The sequence below is a fragment of the Bacteroides ovatus genome (assembly GCF_001314995.1).
GTDB lineage: Bacteria > Bacteroidota > Bacteroidia > Bacteroidales > Bacteroidaceae > Bacteroides > Bacteroides ovatus.
The window spans coordinates 2070587-2089872 of the sequence record NZ_CP012938.1 but is presented as its reverse complement, the minus strand read 5'-3'; the positions used below and the strand labels follow the sequence as shown (position 1 = coordinate 2089872).

11 protein-coding genes are annotated in these 19286 nt (G+C 41.7%); 10 read left to right on the top strand and 1 reads right to left on the bottom strand.

Going from position 1 to position 19286, the window contains the following annotated elements:
- The first annotated feature begins 1 nt into the window (after position 1).
- The 7 genes from Bovatus_RS08430 (at position 2) to Bovatus_RS08400 (ending at position 11684) form a co-directional block, all read left to right on the top strand.
- Positions 2–2224, top strand: a complete 2223-nt coding sequence (locus tag Bovatus_RS08430; RefSeq protein ID WP_004300842.1) for an endo-1,4-beta-xylanase — start codon at positions 2–4, stop codon at positions 2222–2224.
- 332 nt (positions 2225–2556) lie between these two features.
- Entirely contained in the window at positions 2557–4215 is a 1659-nt protein-coding gene (locus Bovatus_RS08425) for a sialate O-acetylesterase (protein WP_004304379.1), read from the top strand.
- Between the two features lie 16 nt (positions 4216–4231).
- Positions 4232–5647 carry an MFS transporter gene (locus Bovatus_RS08420; RefSeq protein WP_004300840.1) on the top strand — a complete coding sequence of 472 codons (1416 nt, stop codon included), beginning with the start codon at positions 4232–4234 and terminating at the stop codon, positions 5645–5647.
- Between the two features lie 39 nt (positions 5648–5686).
- A complete protein-coding gene (locus Bovatus_RS08415) occupies positions 5687–6817 on the top strand; it encodes an endo-1,4-beta-xylanase (RefSeq protein WP_004300839.1) in 1131 nt (376 codons plus the stop codon).
- 26 nt (positions 6818–6843) lie between these two features.
- Positions 6844–7821 carry a glycoside hydrolase family 43 protein gene (locus tag Bovatus_RS08410; RefSeq protein WP_004300838.1) on the top strand — a complete coding sequence of 326 codons (978 nt, stop codon included), beginning with the start codon at positions 6844–6846 and terminating at the stop codon, positions 7819–7821.
- Positions 7822–7986: 165 nt separating this feature from the next.
- A complete protein-coding gene (locus Bovatus_RS08405) occupies positions 7987–10122 on the top strand; it encodes an alpha-glucuronidase family glycosyl hydrolase (protein ID WP_004300837.1) in 2136 nt (711 codons plus the stop codon).
- A gap of 107 nt (positions 10123–10229) precedes the next feature.
- On the top strand, positions 10230–11684 hold the full coding sequence (locus tag Bovatus_RS08400; protein ID WP_004304375.1) for an ATP-binding cassette domain-containing protein: 1455 nt from the start codon (positions 10230–10232) through the stop codon (positions 11682–11684).
- A 35-nt stretch (positions 11685–11719) separates the two neighbouring features.
- On the opposite strand, the gene Bovatus_RS08395 is transcribed toward Bovatus_RS08400, so the two are convergent.
- Positions 11720–13540 carry a PAS domain-containing sensor histidine kinase gene (locus tag Bovatus_RS08395; RefSeq protein ID WP_004311422.1) on the bottom strand — a complete coding sequence of 607 codons (1821 nt, stop codon included), beginning with the start codon at positions 13538–13540 and terminating at the stop codon, positions 11720–11722.
- A gap of 492 nt (positions 13541–14032) precedes the next feature.
- Between Bovatus_RS08395 and Bovatus_RS08390 the strand changes: the two genes are divergently transcribed.
- The 3 genes from Bovatus_RS08390 (at position 14033) to Bovatus_RS08380 (ending at position 19286) form a co-directional block, all read left to right on the top strand.
- The gene (locus Bovatus_RS08390) at positions 14033–14536 is read left to right on the top strand and encodes an RNA polymerase sigma factor (protein WP_004300832.1); all 504 of its coding nucleotides are present in this window, start codon (positions 14033–14035) and stop codon (positions 14534–14536) included.
- A 66-nt stretch (positions 14537–14602) separates the two neighbouring features.
- Positions 14603–15670, top strand: a complete 1068-nt coding sequence (locus Bovatus_RS08385) for a FecR family protein (RefSeq protein ID WP_004321485.1) — start codon at positions 14603–14605, stop codon at positions 15668–15670.
- A gap of 19 nt (positions 15671–15689) precedes the next feature.
- Positions 15690–19286, top strand: coding sequence for a SusC/RagA family TonB-linked outer membrane protein (locus tag Bovatus_RS08380; protein WP_004300830.1), 3597 nt, complete (start codon positions 15690–15692; stop codon positions 19284–19286).

Here is a 19286-nt window from a genome sequence, read left to right as displayed (position 1 = left end):
TATGAAATACAGAAATATGCTTCCGTTTGTTGCCTTGTCGGTGCTGATATTGACATCGTGTGACGATAATAAGATGGAGTGGTATAAAGACCCTACACATGGAGCGGTTACTTCTTCCGAACTGCCTTTACAGTTGGCTGAAAAGATTTCCCGTTACAAGCCGTTGAAAGAATATTTATCCGATCCCAACTTTAAGTTGGGTATCGGAGTGGGGATGGATGAATATCTTGGTGACGAGACAACGACTACCATTGTGAATGAGAACTTTAATGATCTGACGATAGGATATGCCATGAAGCACGGTCCTATGGTCGATTCTAAAGGGAATTTGAAATTTGATAAGGTAGATCAATTGTTTACAAAGACTACAGAAGCGGGTATAAGCATTTATGGACACTGTCTGATTTGGCACACTAATCAGAATGCGAGTTATCTGAATAGTCTGATTGCACCGGAAGTTATTCCGGGACCGGCGGGCAGTAATTTGTTGGATCTGTCAGGCATTGAAGATGGAACCTTTGATGGCTGGAATCGTAAAAATGGAAGTGATGCGATGTCCATTGTGGAAGGGGAAGGACTGACAACTACTTCCAAAGCATTGAAATTTACAGTAGGATCTTCTGTAACGGCTGCTCATTCTGTGCAATTATATACTCCTGACATTTCAGCAGTAAGTGGGCATAATTATGAAATTTCATTTTTTGTCCGTTCGGATAATCCCGGTAAAGCCCGGTTGACTTTTGATGGGTTAGGAAATAATTATCCATATAAGGATTGGTATGCTACAGGTGGCAGTTGGACGGAAGCTTTTGAGACGACGTCTCAATGGCAGCAGGTGAAGATTACGGTGAATGATTTTGTTAGTACTACATTTCAGATTGCATTTGAGTTTGGTTATTTGCCGGATGTGACTTATTATGTAGATAATATTGTTGTGACAGACAAAGATGCGGAGCCTACTGTGGTTAATCTGATTTCTAACGGAGATTTTGAAAGCAAAGCTATTACTCCTTGGGGAGCTTGGAGTAGTGGAAAGGCCGCGATTTCGGAAGAAGGTGAAGGATATGGAAGTTCATATTCGATGAAGCTGACTAGTTCTGTTGACGGAGGGGCGGGCAATGCATATAAGGCACAGGCTGGATATGGCTTTGATACTCCTTTGGAAGTCGGCAAGACCTATGAGTTCTCTGCTATGATTAAAGCAAGTGTCTCAACTACTTTCCAAATTCAAATTCAGAACTCAACGAGTTATGCAGGTGAATGCTATGTAGATGGAAATGTGAGTACGACTTGGACAGAATTTAAGAAAGAATTTACAGTGTCTAAAGAGGATATGAATCGATTCTGTATCAATTTCGGAGTTAGTGCGGGTGATTATTATATAGATAATATCGTATTGTCGGAGAAAGTGGTGGAGACACGTGCTGTCACTCGTGCTTCCGGTCCTACTATCATTGAGAAGACCGACGAAGAAAAAGCCGAGATTATCAGAGATGCTATGGAAGACTGGATTTCAAAGATGGTTACCCATTGCAAACCTTATGTTCATGCATGGGACGTAGTCAATGAACCAATGGATGACGGAAAAACATCAGACATTAAGACTGGTAAAGGCAAAACTGATCTGGCTTCTGATGAATTCTACTGGCAAGATTATTTCCTGACTCCGAAAGACTATGCAGTAGAAGCTTTCAAACTTGCCCGTCAGTATGGAAATCCGGATGATAAACTATTCATCAATGATTATAATCTGGAATATAACCTCAATAAGTGTGACGGTCTGATTAAATATGTGGAATACATCGAAAGCAAAGGGGCCACAGTGGATGGTATTGGTACACAAATGCATATTGCTATTGATTCCAATAAAGACAATATTGCTCAAATGTTCCAGAAACTGGGTGCTACCGGCAAGTTGATTAAAGTATCCGAGTTGGATATTAAGGTTAACACTTCGTCGCCTACTACTGAAAATCTGGCACAACAGGCAGAAATGTATCAGTATGTCATTGATATGTACAAGAAGTATATCCCAGCGGACAAACAATATGGTATTACCATCTGGGGAGTATCGGACAATGAAAAAGAACATGTGAATTGGATACCGAATGATGCTCCGAACCTTTGGGATGCTAATTATGCACGTAAACATGCTTATAAGGGAGTGGCCGATGGTTTGGCTGGTAAAGATGTCAGCGGAGACTTTACCGGAGATTTGGAATAAATGATTTTATAACGATTAAAGAAGGGGAGAGTGAGGGTTACAGTAGTTGTTATTATCTTGGAGTGGATCAAATGAATAACAATAACTACTGTAATCCGCTCGTTCTAAAACTTTCCCTTTCCTCTTGTTTATCGGTGGTTTCAGCTTGAATGTAACATTGCAACAAGTTTTTGTAACATACGTAAACGATGATGTAACAAGCGAGTAATGATTTGAATCAGAATTTCTGGGTAAGTGGGAAGAAACTTCCTAAGTTTGCAAAGTGGAATCCCGATGGATTTCTTCTCTTGCTAAATTATCATGAAATAAAGACATATAAAAGAAAAGACAGAATGAATAAGTATTGGTTTTATAAGGTAGGGTTAGTAGTTGTGTTCCTTTGCTTCGCCTTGTTGGGCGGAGCAAAGGTTAAACTTCCGACTCTTGTTTCCGACGGAATGGTACTTCAGCGTGGGGAACCTGTCAATATCTGGGGAACGGCTGATCCTGATGAAACCGTTGATATAACTTTCCTGAAAAAGAAATATAAGACTGTTGCTGATGTACAAGGTAACTGGAAAGTGACTTTGCCTATATTGAAAGCTGGCGGACCTTATACGATGGCCATTAATGATATCGAATTAAAGGATATTCTTATTGGTGATGTTTGGGTATGTTCGGGACAGTCGAATATGGAATTGCCTGTTTCACGGGTTACAGATCGTTTTCGCGATGAAATATCTACGGACAGTAACTATCCGATGGTACGCTATATAAAAACACCTCTGCTCTATAATTTTCATGCTCCGCAGGCAGATATTCCGGGAATTTCCTGGCAAGCGATGACTCCTGAAAATGTGATGCCTTTCTCTGCTTTGGCCTATTTCTTCGCTAAAGATGTCTATCAAAAGACAAAGGTTCCGGTAGGAATCATAAATTCCAGTGTCGGAGGTTCACCGGTAGAAGCGTGGATCAGTGAGGGAGGGTTGAAGCCTTTTCCATTTTATTTGAATGAAAAGCGTATCTATGAGTCAGACGATTTGATGGAGTCGATGAAAAAAGAGGAGAGGAAGAAAAGTCATGCCTGGAATGTGGCGTTGTTTCAGGGAGATAAAGGGATGCATGAGGCTACCCCTTGGTATGCTGCCGATTATGATGATAGCAATTGGACAGAAACAGATTTGTTTACTTCCGGCTGGGCAACAAACGGACTGAATACCGTCAATGGCTCCCACTGGTTCCGTAAAGACTTTCAGGTGTCTGCACAACAGGCGGGAGAGAAAGCGACTCTTCGTTTGGGATGCATCGTAGATGCAGATTCGGTCTATGTAAATGGCACATTTGTGGGGACTGTCTCTTATCAGTATCCTCCCCGTATCTACACCATTCCTGCCGGATTGTTGAAAGCCGGAAAAAATACAATAACCATACGCCTTTTCAGTTATGGCGGTCGTCCTCAATTTGTAAAGGAAAAGCCTTATAAAATCCTTTTCGGAAAAGGTCAGCCGGAAAAAGGAGAATCGGAGATCAATTTGGAGGGGAGTTGGAAATATCATCTCGGTGCTCCTATGCCCGCTGCTCCGGGACAAACGGCTTTTCATTATAAACCCACAGGACTGTATAATGCAATGATTGCTCCTTTGCTGAACTATACGGTATCTGGTGTTATCTGGTATCAGGGAGAATCGAATGTCTCACGCAGAAATGAGTATAAAGACTTGTTGACGGCTATGATTAGCGATTGGAGACAACGATGGAATAAGTCGGATATGCCTTTCTATATCATTGAGCTGGCGGATTTCCTTTCACCCACAGATAAAGGAGGACGCACTGCCTGGGCGGAATTCCGGAAAGCGCAGGCGGAAGTAGCCGATACAAATAAAAATGTTACTCTGATTAAAAATAGTGATTTAGGAGAATGGAATGATATTCATCCATTGGATAAAAAGACGCTAGGGCAACGAGTGGCAGCAGCTATCTTGATAGAAATGAATACGAAAAACAGAAAATGACCAATTTATCTATTTTATGGAGAATACAATAAAGACCAATGAAGCGAAAGGTTTCTATAAACTCTCTTGGCTTCAACGTATAGGATTCGGTTCCGGTGATTTGGCGCAAAACCTTATTTACCAGACCGTATGTATGTATCTGCTGATTTTTTATACCAATGTATATGGACTTAAACCGGAAGTGGCAGCCGTGATGTTTCTTATTGTCAGGATAGTGGATGTCCTTTGGGATCCTCTGGTGGGTGCTTTCGTCGATAAACACAATCCTAAACTAGGTAAATACCGTTCATATCTTATTTGGGGAGGAATTCCGCTGACTGGTTTTGCTATTCTTTGTTTTTGGAACGGCTTTTCGGGTTCACTGTTCTATGCCTATTTCACTTACGTTGGATTATCCATGTGTTATACATTGATTAATGTGCCTTATGGAGCACTGAATGCGTCACTTACCCGCGATACGAATGAAATCACGGTGTTGACGTCAGTGCGTATGTTTCTTGCCAATTTGGGTGGTTTGGCTGTGGCATACGGTATTCCGATACTGGTGAAGGTGTTGTCTCCCGATGGTAAAATCAATACTACTGCATCTGCTAACGCATGGTTTATTACGATGACTATTTATGCTGTTATCGGATTGGCGTTATTGATGTTCTGCTTTAACCAGACGAAGGAGCGTGTGGTTATGGATCAGGAGGAGACATCTAAAGTAAAAGTGTCCGACTTGTGGGTAGAATTTTGTAGAAATAAACCTTTGCGTATTTTGGCGTTCTTTTTCATTACTGCTTTTGCAATGATGGCGATTGGTAATTCTGCCGGTTCATATTATATGATTTATAATGTACGTGCACCGGAGATGTTACCTTATTTCATGGCCTTGGGCTCGATACCCGCATTCATTTTCATGCCGATGGTACCTGCCATTAAACGTGCCATTGGAAAAAAGCAAATGTTTTATGTATTCCTTTCAGTCGCTATATTGGGTATGGCATTGCTGTATATTATTTCTGTGGTTCCGGTACTCAAAACGCAGATATGGTTGGTCTTTGTGGCGCAGTTCATAAAATCGACGGGAGTCATTATTGCGACAGGGTATATGTGGGCTTTGGTTCCCGAAGTAATTTCGTATGGCGAATATACTCATGGTAAACGTATTTCGGGTATAGTCAATGCTTTGACTGGTATTTTCTATAAAGCGGGAATGGCTCTTGGAGGAGTTGTACCGGGACTTGTTATGGCTTTTGTCGGATTCGACCAGACAAATGAAGTGTCACAATCGCCTTTTGCCGAACAGGGAATACTGTGGCTCGTAGCCGTTATTCCGGCGTTGTTGCTTTTGGTCGCTATGTTCATTATTTCTAAATATGAATTGGAAGATAATGTGATTGACAATATAAATGAGGAGATAGAATCGCGCTGTAAAAAAGGCGAATAGATAAGATAGTAGAATGTTTATTACTCAAAAATATAACGTATGAAACTCAAACGAATAATTCTGTTGTTATTGACAGTGATGTTTTCTTTTTCTTATGGAGAAGTTTTTGCGAAAGATGGAAGTTCGCTGAAAAAGGCTTTGAAAAACAAGTTTTTGATTGGCGTGTCAGTGAACACACATCAAAGTTCCGGTAAGGATGTCGCAGCTGTTGAAATTGTAAAGAAGAATTTTAATTCCATCGTGGCGGAAAACTGCATGAAGTCTTCTGTCATTCATCCGAAAGAAAATAAGTATAATTTTGCGCAGGCAGATGAATTTGTCAGTTTTGGTGAGAGCAATCAAATGGCTATCATTGGTCACTGCCTGATTTGGCATTCACAATTGGCTCCTTGGTTTTGCGTAGATAAGGACGGGAATAATGTTTCTCCGGAAGTCCTGAAGAAACGGATGAAAGACCATATCACTACCATCGTGAAACGCTATAAAGGCCGTATCAAAGGCTGGGATGTAGTAAATGAAGCGATTGAAGATAATGGAGCATATCGCAAGACAAAGTTTTATGAGATTCTGGGGGAAGAATATATCCCATTGGCTTTCCAGTATGCACACGAGGCTGATCCGGATGCCGAACTTTACTACAATGACTACTCAATGGCCCAACCGGGCAGAAGAGAAGCCGTCGTGAAAATGGTGAACGATTTGAAAAAACGTGGAATCCGTATTGATGCCATAGGTATGCAAGGACACATCGGCATGGACTACCCGAAAATCAGTGAATTTGAGAAGAGTATGCTGGCCTTTGCCGGAACAGGAGTGAAGATAATGATAACAGAACTGGATTTGACGGTGATACCATCACCGAATCCCAATGTAGGTGCAGAAGTTTCCGCTTCCTTTGAATATAAGAAAGAGATGAATCCTTATCCGGATGGATTACCGGAAGAGGTATCGAAAGCATGGACTGAAAGAATGAATGACTTTTTCCGTCTGTTCCTGAAACATCATAACCTTATCACCAGGGTTACTCTTTGGGGAGTAGCCGATCAGAACTCTTGGCGTAATGACTGGCCGATGAGAGGCCGCACGGATTATCCGTTACTTTTTGATCGCAATTATCAGCCGAAGCCGGTAGTCGGCCTGATTATCAAAGAGGCTGAAAAAACAAAATAAGTTTCTAACAGAAAAACCGAAAAAGCATGAAAACAGAAAAAAGATATTTAGTTCCCGGTGATTATATGGCTGACCCTGCCGTACATGTATTTGATGGCAAACTGTATATTTATCCCTCGCACGATTGGGAAAGTGGTATTGCTGAAAATGATAATGGCGATCATTTCAATATGAAAGATTATCACGTGTATTCTATGGATGATGTGATGAACGGTGAAATAAAAGATCATGGAGTGGTGCTTTCCACAGAGGATATTCCTTGGGCGGGCCGTCAACTATGGGATTGTGATGTGGTTTGTAAAGATGGTAAGTACTATATGTATTTTCCATTGAAAGATCAGAATGATATATTTCGTATCGGGGTAGCTGTGAGTGATAAACCTTATGGTCCTTTTATACCGGAAGCTAATCCGATGAAAGGAAGTTACAGCATCGATCCGGCTGTATGGGATGACGGAGATGGTAACTATTATATATATTTCGGTGGATTGTGGGGTGGACAACTTCAACGTTACCGTAATAATAAAGCCTTGGAATCTGCCATTTTGCCGGAAGGAGAGGAGGAGGCAATCCCGTCGCGTGTTGCTCGTTTGAGTGAAGACATGATGGAGTTTGCCGAAGAACCCCGTGCAGTGGTAATTCTGGATGAAGACGGTAAGCCATTGACAGCAGGGGATACGGAACGCCGTTTCTTCGAAGCTTCGTGGATGCATAAATATAATGGTAAATACTATTTTTCCTATTCTACGGGAGACACTCATTTGCTCTGCTATGCAACAGGTGATAACCCTTATGGTCCGTTTACTTATCAGGGAGTCATTCTGACTCCGGTGGTAGGATGGACTACTCACCATGCTATTGTAGAGTTTAAAGGTAAGTGGTATCTGTTTCATCACGATTGTGTACCATCAGAGGGAAAGACTTGGCTCCGTAGCTTGAAAGTCTGTGAACTTCAGTATGATGCAGACGGGCGAATCATTACTATCGAGGGAAAAGATGAATAATAGGATACATTAAAACAACCGCCTCTATTTGAAAAACATACCTACTTTTACCAGAATATTAGGTAATAGGGATTTTTCAGGTAGAGGCGGTTATTATTAACTATGAATGCTTAATTTACTTATGCTATCATACTGTAAATTAATTGTGATAACATACTTTGTACTATGAGAAATATATTTGCATTGACATTCACTTTGTTTTTTTGCTTTTCTTCTATTTGGGCAGAAGATGGAAGTGCCTTGTGGCTTCGTTATGCATCGGGAGCGAAAGCGGAAATTACCAGCAAGAAACAATCACCTACATTACGTATTGCGGTTTCCGAATTACAGAACTTCTGGCAGGGAGGAATCCCGGTTACTTTGGAGGTCCGGAACAATAAAGAACTTCGTGCACTTGGAAATGAGGGATATACGATTCAGACCTCCAAAGGTGGCAATCAAATAACGATAGCTTCTTCCGGTGAACAAGGAGTACTTTATGGAACGTATCATTTACTCCGTCTGCAAGCTACCGGACAACTACCGGAATCAGCTTTGCAATCCCTCAATATCTCCGAACGACCTGATTATCGAATTCGTATCCTGAATCATTGGGATAACTTGGATGGTACAATCGAACGCGGATATGCCGGACATTCACTTTGGAAATGGGACGAACTTCCGTCTGTTGTCTCTCCCCGTTATGAAGCCTACGCTCGTGCCAATGCTTCTATCGGCATTAATGCCACTGTAATAAACAATGTCAATGCAAGTCCTAAGATACTATCTAATGATTATTTGCAGAAAGTCAAAGTCTTGGCCGACGTTTTCCGCCCTTATGGCTTGAAAATATATCTTTCTATCAATTTCTCTTCTCCCGCAGCTTTAGGCGGTTTATCCACTTCCGATCCGTTAAATAAAGAAGTGATAGACTGGTGGAAGCAGAAAGCCAAAGAGATTTATTCCCTGATTCCCGATTTCGGAGGTTTCCTGGTGAAAGCTAATTCCGAAGGACAGCCCGGTCCATGTGACTACGGACGCACTCATGCCGAAGGAGCCAATATGCTTGCCGATGTGTTGAGGCCCTATCATGGCATTGTGATGTGGCGCGCTTTCGTTTATTCTCCTACCGACAGCGACCGTGCCAAACAAGCCTATCTTGAATTTGAACCTTTGGATGGTAAGTTTCGGGATAATGTTATTGTGCAGATCAAGAACGGTCCGATAGATTTCCAACCCCGTGAACCATTCAGCCCGTTGTTCGGAGCCATGAAAAAGACGGCAGTTATGCCCGAATTTCAAATCACACAAGAGTATCTTGGTTTTTCCAATCATCTTGCATTCCTTGCTCCTATGTGGAAAGAGTGTTTAGACAGTGATACTTATCTGCAAGGCAAAGGCTCTACCGTTGCCCGTGTGACAGATGGTTCTTTATTCTCTCATCCGCTCACGGCTATTTCCGGAGTGGCAAACATCGGTGATGATACTAATTGGTGTGGACATCCTTTTGCTCAAGCCAACTGGTATGCTTTCGGACGATTGGCATGGAAACATTCGCTCTCTTCCGAACAGATAGGAGAAGAATGGTTGAAACAGACTTTTCTTCCCGTTACCGGTGCGCAAACCGATACTCCGGCAGGAGAAGTCATTCAAAAAGAGCAAATCGACGCTCAACTCTCCCTTCTCAACTCCCAGGTGCTTCAGAAATCGAGAGAAGCAGTAGTAGACTACATGATGCCTCTCGGCTTGCATCATATCTTTGCATGGGGACATCATTACGGACCGGAACCCTGGTGTGATATTCCCGATGCCCGCCCGGATTGGCTGCCTCCTTATTACCACCGTGCCGACAACACGGGAATAGGTTTCGACCGCAGCAGTACAGGAAGTAATGCTACCGGACAATACCATTCTCCATTATGCGAGCAACTGGACAATGTGAATACCTGTCCGGAGAATCTGCTCCTTTGGTTTCACCATGTCCCTTGGAATCATCAGATGAAGAGCGGATGTACACTTTGGGCAGAACTGTGCTACGCGTATGATCGTGGTGTAAACGAAGTGAGAAACTTTCAAAAAGTGTGGGACAGGATGGAACCGTATATTGATTCCGAACGATTTCGTGATGTGCAACACCGCCTGAAGATTCAGGCACGGGATGCTGTCTGGTGGCGGGATGCTTGTTTGCTTTACTTCCAGCAATTCAGCAGACAATCGATACCTTACGAATTGGAACGTCCCATACACGAGTTGAAAGATATGATGGAATACAAATTGGATATTACCAATTTTGAATGTCCACCTTATGGGTTTAGTAAGTAAATAAAGATATTCCTTCTACGGAACGAATAAGAATATGTTTGCAATTTGGCGTCTTTTATGATAAAATTGTTACCTTTGCGGGCAATAATAAAACAGAATAAAAGAATATGAACCAAAATACATTCTGCATGGCGGGGGGCGTAGCACGCAACCCGCTTGTGCGTTTAGCCAAACCCATCACGGCAACTATCGGAGCGAATGAACACATAGCTATTGTAGGTCCCAATGGTGGCGGTAAAAGTCTTTTTGTAGATACCCTGATCGGAAAATATCCATTGCGTGAAGGAACCGTACAATATGATTTTTCCCCCTCTGCCACCCAGACTCTTTATGATAATGTGAAATACATTGCTTTCCGTGATACCTATGGAGCTGCCGATGCCAATTACTACTACCAGCAGCGTTGGAATGCTCACGATCAGGATGAAGCTCCTGATGTTCGTGAGATGTTGGGAGAAATCAAGGACGAGCAACTACAACGCGAACTGTTTGAACTCTTCCGTATCGAACCGTTGCTCGACAAGAAAATTATTCTCCTTTCCAGCGGTGAATTACGTAAATTCCAGCTAACCAAAACCCTGTTGACTGCTCCCCGCGTGTTGATTATGGATAATCCGTTTATCGGACTGGATGCTCCTACGCGTGAACTGTTGTTTTCTTTGCTCGAACGTCTGACAAAAATGTCGTCCGTACAGATCATTCTGGTACTTTCCATGCTCGATGATATACCTTCATTCATCACTCATGTCATTCCTGTGGACAAAATGGAGGTCTTTCCTAAAATGGAACGTGAAGCCTATCTGGAAGCTTTCCGCAGTAGAGATGTGGTTACCGCTTTGGATGATTTGCAGCAACGGATTATAGATTTGCCATCTGATGGCAACAATTACGATTCGGAGGAAGTAGTAAAACTTAATAAGGTCAGTATCCGTTATGGCGACCGAACTATTCTGAAAGAACTGGACTGGACAGTCCGTCGTGGTGAGAAGTGGGCGTTGAGTGGTGAGAACGGTGCTGGGAAATCGACTCTGTTGAGCCTTGTCTGTGCAGACAATCCGCAATCGTATGCCTGTGACATCAGTCTCTTCGGACGGAAAAGAGGGACGGGAGAAAGTATTTGGGAAATCAAGAAACATATTGGTTACGTAAGTCCGGAGATGCACCGTGCTTATCTTAAAAATCTGCCCGCTATTGAGATTGTAGCCAGTGGTTTGCATGACAGTATCGGTCTGTATAAACGTCCTCAACCGGAACAGATGGCTATCTGTGAGTGGTGGATGGATATATTTGGCATTGCAGATTTGAAAGATAAACCATTCCTGCAACTATCCAGTGGAGAACAACGTTTGTCCTTGTTGGCAAGAGCTTTCGTCAAAGACCCGGAACTGCTGATTCTGGATGAACCGCTTCATGGCTTGGATACTTATAATCGTCGACGGGTAAAGAAAGTGATTGAGGCTTTCTGCCGACGCAAAGATAAGACGATGATTATGGTGACACATTATGAATCGGAACTTCCCAACACTATAACAGATCGTATTTTCTTAAAGAGAAACCGGTAAACATTGTTTTCTGATATTTATTTTGAATTTAGATTTTAGTTAATCGGATGCGTAAACCAGAAACAAGAACCTTTCCCCGGTTCTGATTCCACTCCGATTTTGCCGCCTAACTGTGTGACGATACTTTGACAGATAGGGAGTCCCAGCCCTGTGCCGGCAATAAAATTATTCAATTTCACGAATCGGGTAAAGATAGCTTCCTGCTTTTCCGGTTCGATGCCCATTCCCGTATCTTGAACCGAGAATCTGACTTCATTTCCGTTGATTCGGTAATCAATAACAATACTGCCCTCGGAAGTAAATTTCAGAGCATTCGTTACAAAATTCAGCAATACCTGATACAACCTGTTTTTGTCGCTGGTAAAAGTAAGCTCGGGCAGTTCCGGTGCTAAGAGAATCTCTACTTGCTCTGTAGCCCTTACCTGCATAGATTGTAGCAGTTCGTTGCAAAGTTGTTGTGCATCCACTTGTTCCGGGATAATGTCGAAAGTCCCTGCCTCAATCTTTGACAAGTCAAGAATATCCGAGATCAGTTGTAACAAGAGCTTGTTGTTTTCTTCAATAATCGTTGCATACAGATGTTTTTCTTCTGCATCCTCCGCTTCCTCAAGCAAACTGGAAAAGCCTACTATCGCATTGAGCGGGGTACGTATCTCATGACTCATATTCGCAAGAAAAGCAGATTTTAGCCGGTCGGCTTCTTCAGCTTTCTCTTTGGCGCCAATCAGCATCCGCTCTGTCTCTTTCAGTTCGGTAATATCAAAGTTGATACACAGCATTTCGATGATATTGTCCTGGGGCTGGTAATTCCTTACTAATACGTTAACCCGTGTCCAAGTGTAATTTCCATCTGCTCTGCGAATCCGGACATCGCGGGATAGCTTGGAACTTTCTCCTTTTATCACTTTATCCAGGAAGTCGATCATCACAGCCCGATCTTCTGGATGGAAATGGGAATGAATGCCGATGATTTCCGGCAATGGGGTACCCTCTTCTTCACCTACATTCCTGTACCAGCTTCTCAAAGCATACCCATCCCGACTCAAAGCATCGAAGTGCGCGTAACCTACTTTGGCATAATCTCCTACCAGGTCGAAAAAACTCTCGAATTCCTGAATCTTATTATAAGCAATTGTATCTTCGGTCTTGTCTACATTAATTAAGAGGTAGTTGATAGGTTCGTGATTGTGATCGTATAGAGTGGTGACTTTGGTTGTTAAGTCAATGAAACCGGTTGTACTGTTAGGCTGATAATATTTGTTGATTTTGGAAAAGTCATACCGGAATGTAAAATCTGCGTTCTCATTGTCTTTTATTTTCTGTTTTATCTCTTCCGGCAATATAGGATTCTCGAAAATGTTGACTCCCAAAATATCTTCTTTATTGGAAATTCGGAACATTTCCATATCTTTTTTATTCAGGTCGACCATTTGACCGTCCTTATCATATAATTCGATGCCTACCGGAAGATTCTTATATATATTATGAAGGATCCGCTCGCTATTTTGTAGAGCCTGGTGTGCAGATGCTATATGAATTCCCTCTTGGGTTTCGGCAATTCCATATACTTTGGTGTTACCATTTTCGTCTGTTTCCTGGAAGCATGCCTTACTACGAATCCATACATGACCTTTGGGAGTATCAAACAAGTATATTTCTTCTACAGTCTGTTGTACTTTGTCAAAAGACGGAAAAGTTGCGTATCCCTGATCTTCTTTTAGAATACGCTTGTTGAAATCTTCGAAACTGATGAGCCCGTCTTCTCCTATTCCGAGTAGTTGGGAGATAAGTTCCGAACACTTGTAAGTCTCTGCTTTCAAGTCAGCTTCCCACCATCCTATATTCGCTTTGTTCATAAGCTTTTGTAGGAATTCGCTTTCGTTTTGTTCGTTTATTTTCAAGGTATGTCTGTATTATCAGGTAGTTAGACAATAATTTGCTCGTAAAAATAATCATTTTTGTTGAATTCCACCTTAAAAAAGTAAAAGATAGTATGATTGTATCACAAGGAAAGTATGTATTACAAAGAAAATGGGCATATATGAGCAGAGTATCAATAAATTATCTTCGTGTAAAAAAAGTAATCGAAGCATTCTGTACGCGTAAAGATAAAGCGAAGATTAAATCAACGTCCAGATGAATGGAAACGGCCGGATATAGTTGTGAATCGTATCTTTCTGGAGAGAAACATAGTGTCAAAATATTAAGAGTCAGACGATGGGAATAGAATATGTCTATAACAACAAATGTATTTATATGAATTATAATCTTTTTTAATAAATAGAGTGTTTTTTGCTCCAATTGGTTATCTTTGCGCTCTATGAAACGCAAAAAGTAACTATAAATACATGAATAATAGTCAAAATGCTATAACTGTTATATACAGGGAACATTGGCAAAAACTCTATATTCATGCATATAATCTGCTGAATGATGAGGAAAGCGCAAAAGATGTGGTGAACGATGTCTTTTGTTCGGTGCTTGAGAGCAACGAACGGTTGACAACGGAAGAGGATCTGCTGCCGTTATTCTTCGTCATGGTGCGAAATCGTTGTATTGACCAAATACGTCATCAGAACGTGGTGCATAAAAATGCGGAAAGATATCTGGAAGAACTTTACAGTGGCTGGACTGTGAAAGAATACCGTGAGTATGAAGACAAGATAAACCGGATGCAGGAGAGTATTCGCCAGATGGCTCCACAAATGCGAACCGTAGTGGAAGAATTCTTCTTAAATGAAAAGAAATGTGCGGAAATCAGTGAAAAGTTACGTATTAGTGATAATACCGTTAGAACGCACATTGCCAGAGCTTTAAAGATACTCCGAAAACAATTAACCATCTTTTTTTAAAAAAAATCCTATCGGGGTGTCATCAGTTTCAGTAACCTTTACGTGTTTAATGAAACTATTGACACTATGATAGACCATTCAGATAAAAAATTAGATTATGCACTTCGTGCCATACAACATCCACAATTAAGAGAAACTGATGAATTTCTTCAGTGGATAGGTATACCTGAAAATAAAGAACTTTTCTTGGAATTAATGGCTTGTAAGGAAGCTGTGATACGTGAGAATCTGCAACGGAAACGCAAGTACAGAAAGAAAATGCGTATCTTGGCAATTGCTTCTTCTGTTGCAGCTGTCTTGATACTGGCTTTTCTGATTCCTTCTTTGCTTCCTTCCACTTCTTTACCTGCAGAACAGCCGATACGTTTTTTTGCTGCGAACAACAATGATGAACATGTGGTCCTACAAATGGATGGTCGTAGTGAACAGCAGTTATTGACAGACAGTGTGATGGATGTGAAAGACTGGAAAACTGTCTCGGCAGACACTGTATGCTGTCAGACTTTGACTACACCACGTGGAAAAGATTTTCTGCTGGTACTGGCTGATGGGACTAAGGTATGGCTCAATGCTGAAAGTCGTTTGCGCTACCCTGTGGCATTTCATGGAAAAGAACGACGTGTGGAACTAGAAGGGGAGGCTTGCTTTGAAGTGGCAAAAGATGCCGAACATCCGTTTATTGTATGTGCTAATGGCATGAATACCATGGTGCTGGGAACTAAATTCAACGTGCGTTCCTATAGTGTTGAAGATCGTCATGTAACTTTGGTGAATGGTAAGGTGCAGGTCACAAACACAGTTAACAATAAGTCGGTAACATTACGTCCGGGACAGGATTTGACCTATACGGAAACCGGAGAGGAAAAAGTATCAGAAGTGAATATCGCTACATATACAGCCTGGACAGAGGGAATGTTCTACTTTGAGGATGTGCCGTTGGAAGAAATCATGGGTGCTTTGGGAAGATGGTATAATGTGAATATCGATTTTGAGCGGTGCGAACTGTACCATATCAGGTTGAACTTCTGGGCTAATAAAAATACCCATTTGGATGAAGCATTGGAACTGCTGAATAAGTTGGAGAAAGTGCAGGTGGACTATCAGGACGGGACCATTACAATCAAGCAGATTTAACTATACAAATACAACTCTTATGAAAAAGCAACAAATTACATTATTAGAAAAAAGAACTAAAAAAAAGCTTGTGTGGATGAGAACTGCCTTTCTATTGCTGGTGTTTACAGCAACAGCCTTGCAAGGATGGGCGCAGAATGCAGAAAACAGGCAGATTTCTTTAGAGATGAAAAACGAACCGCTCGGTTCGGCCTTGAAACAGTTCAGCAATGTATCTGGTTATAAGGTGAATTTTCCCAGTGAAGACGTTGCACCCTATCGTGTAACTGTGAGTATATATCAGATGTCTCCTTTTGCAGCACTTCAGAAGATGCTGGAAGGAAAGCCTTTTGAGTATGATGTGAAACAAAATTTCATCACTGTCCGTAAAGTGAAAGCTACCTCGACAACTGCTTCAGGCAAGTTCAGAAATGTTGGAGGTCAGGTAGTGGATGAAAGTGGTGATCCCTTGCCGGGAGCAAATGTAAAGGTGCTTAACAGTCCCTTTGGTGCTATTACGGACGCAGAGGGAAACTTTACTTGTAGAGTTCCGGTCGATGTACATACATTGGAAGTGTCTTTCGTTGGTATGCAGTCGGAAAAGGTTTCTGTTAAAGACCGTAACAACGTCAGGGTGATAATGCATGAGGACAAGCAACAGTTGGGTGATGTTATTGTGACGGGTTATCAGCGTATTAGCCGTGAACGTTCTACTGCCGCTTTCGGTTTCGTTGATTCCGAGCAACTGAACAGACAGATGCACAGTGATCTGGCCTCATCTCTGGAAGGGCAAGTAGCTGGTTTGCGTATGAATATCAATTCGAATACGGGTGATATGAGTCCTATTCTTCGTGGGGTAGGTACATTCTCGCATGATGTGGGAACAGAACCACTGATTGTTGTGGACGATATGCCAACCAATTTGAGATTGAGCGAGATAAATCCGTATAATGTAGAGAGTATCACTGTACTGAAAGATGCTGCCGCTGCCAGTATTTATGGTGCTTTGGCAGCCAATGGCGTTATTGTGGTAGCCACGATGCGGGCTAAAAAAGAAGGTGCGCACGTGAGCATTAATGCAGACTGGTTTATCACTACCAAACCAAATTTCAAGAGTTTGAATTTAGCTTCAACAAGTGATATTATTGATTATCAGACAGCTGTTTTTGATGCCAATGTAGCGGAAAAAGGAAGTGCGGCGAATTTTTTATCTTCTTTTGAGTATAATTATTACAATCCCTTGTTTCAGCTTTATCTGGATCAGGCCAATGGGGATATTACCAGTGGTGAAGTAAATGCTACGTTGAGGCAATGGTGCAATAATGATTATTATAAAGAATATCGTGATAACGCTTGGCGTACGGCTATAACCCAGCGCTATAATGTAACCGTATCACAGAAAGCCGGAAATAGCAACCATCTCCTTTCTTTCAATTATGAAAAGGATAGTCAGCGCGTTATCAGTGGCAAAAGTAATAAAATTTCTTTATACTATAAATCGAATTATGCGGTTACAAACTGGCTGAACCTGAATGCCGGAGTGGATGTACGTATGGGACGTAGTTATACCCCGAATAGCGGTTATACTAGCTACACCCTGCAACAGCGATATGAACGGATATTGGATGCCGATGGTAACCATTATACTTCTCCTTACGTGAATGTGGATACATCTCCTTCCTATAATGGGAGTGTTGTAAGAAAAGCTGAAGGTGTCTCACCTTATAGAACGTTTGGTTTCAATGTACTTGATGCATTGGAGGAAAGCATAACAAAGTCACATGATGTTAGTATTCGTCCGTTTGTAAGTTTACAGGCTCGTTTCCTGAAAATGTTCAAATACAACTTCATGTATCAGTATGAATGGAATAAAGGTAAGAGTGAACTATTTGAGTCGGAAAATACTTATGTAATGCGTATGCTATATAACAGTATGGTTGATACAAATGGAAAAGCACAATTGCCGCAAGGGGGACGTTTTAATCAGACAGAAGTAGAAAGTAAGCGTTACACGGTACGAAACCAGATTGACTTTGACAAAACTTGGAAAGACCATGCAGTAACTGCCATTGCCGGTCTGGAATTTCGTGAAAACAAGATTCCGACACCTGCCCGCCAATTGTTGTATGGCTACGATCCGCAGACATTAACTTCTGATTTTATGAACTGGCAGACCTATCGTGACGGTGTAGGAACAAGTGCTCTTTCTGGCAGAACAATTACTTTATCGGGGCTGTCTGCTACTTTGCACGAGTCACGCCATCGTTATGCGTCTTTTTATGCAAATGCAGGATACTCTTATCTGTCACGTTATAATCTTTCCGGAAGTATACGTTGGGATCAAGCTGACTTGTTCGGGCTCGATATACGCAATCAGCGCCATCCTTTGTGGTCAATCGGTGCTTCTTGGATTTTATCGGAAGAATCGTTCATAAAAGAGATTTCCTGGCTGGATTACCTTAAACTACGTATGACATACGGTATCAACGGTAATGTCGATCAAAGCTCAACTACCTATTTTGTTGTAAAGAAAAAAACGCAAAGTAATCCTATTAAAACGACCTATCTGACTTATGAGGATGATGATTTGCCAAATCCGAAGCTTCGTTGGGAGAAAACAGCCACCTACAATATAGGATTAGATTTCCGTCTTTTCAAGAATCTGATAAGCGGTAGTCTGGAATATTACAATCGTCACTCATCTGATTTGCTGGTACGCCGATATATGGACCCTACTTTAGGAGCCGGTTCACGTGTGGTGAATAATGGTGAGATGCGTAATCGTGGCGTAGAACTTTCCCTTACAACCAATATCATACGTAAGAAAGACTGGAACTTCGCTGTAGATTTTAACTTTGACTATAATAAGAACAAAATGTTGAAAGTCGATCATAGTGAATCTGATAATGCAAGAGTCTTTATCGCAAGTCCGCAGGTTTATTTTATGGAAGGTACTAGTTATAATACGTTATGGGCTTACCGTATACATCGTATCGAGAATGGATATCCGGTAGCAGTGGATAAAGATGGAAATGATCTGGTGAAATTTAATGAAGACGGCACGGTAGCCAGTATCACTTCTGGTTCTTCGCTCAAAGGTACTGATGACTTGGTGAACCTTGGTTCGCTGACTCCGAAATTCAGCGGGTCAGTGGGGTTAAGATTCAACTATAAGAATTTTGATTTGAATGCATTCTTTGTGTATGCTGGTGGTAATAAGCTGCGTAACAGTGTATTAAAAATGGATGACCAGTTAGGTACTCAAACCTTGAAAGGAATTGCCAACCGTTGGACTGCGGATGATTCGAATGCACAGGTACGTATGTACCTCGATATACCGGCACAGGTAAAAACTTATGCCAGCACTTTCCAAGATTGGTGGCAATACGGTGACATCAATGTGAAAGATGCAGGTTATGTAAAATTGCGTAGCTTGAGTGTAGGATATAACTTGCCGTTTACGGTTTGCCAACACCTCCGCCTCTCTTCTCTGAAAGTGAAAGTGCAGGTAAATAATCTGTTTACCTGGTGTAAGGCAGGAAGTGATATTGATCCGGAAAGCTATGGAATGAATGACGGTACACGTGGCATCGCTTCTCCCAAGACTTACTCCATCGGATTATCAACAAGTTTCTAA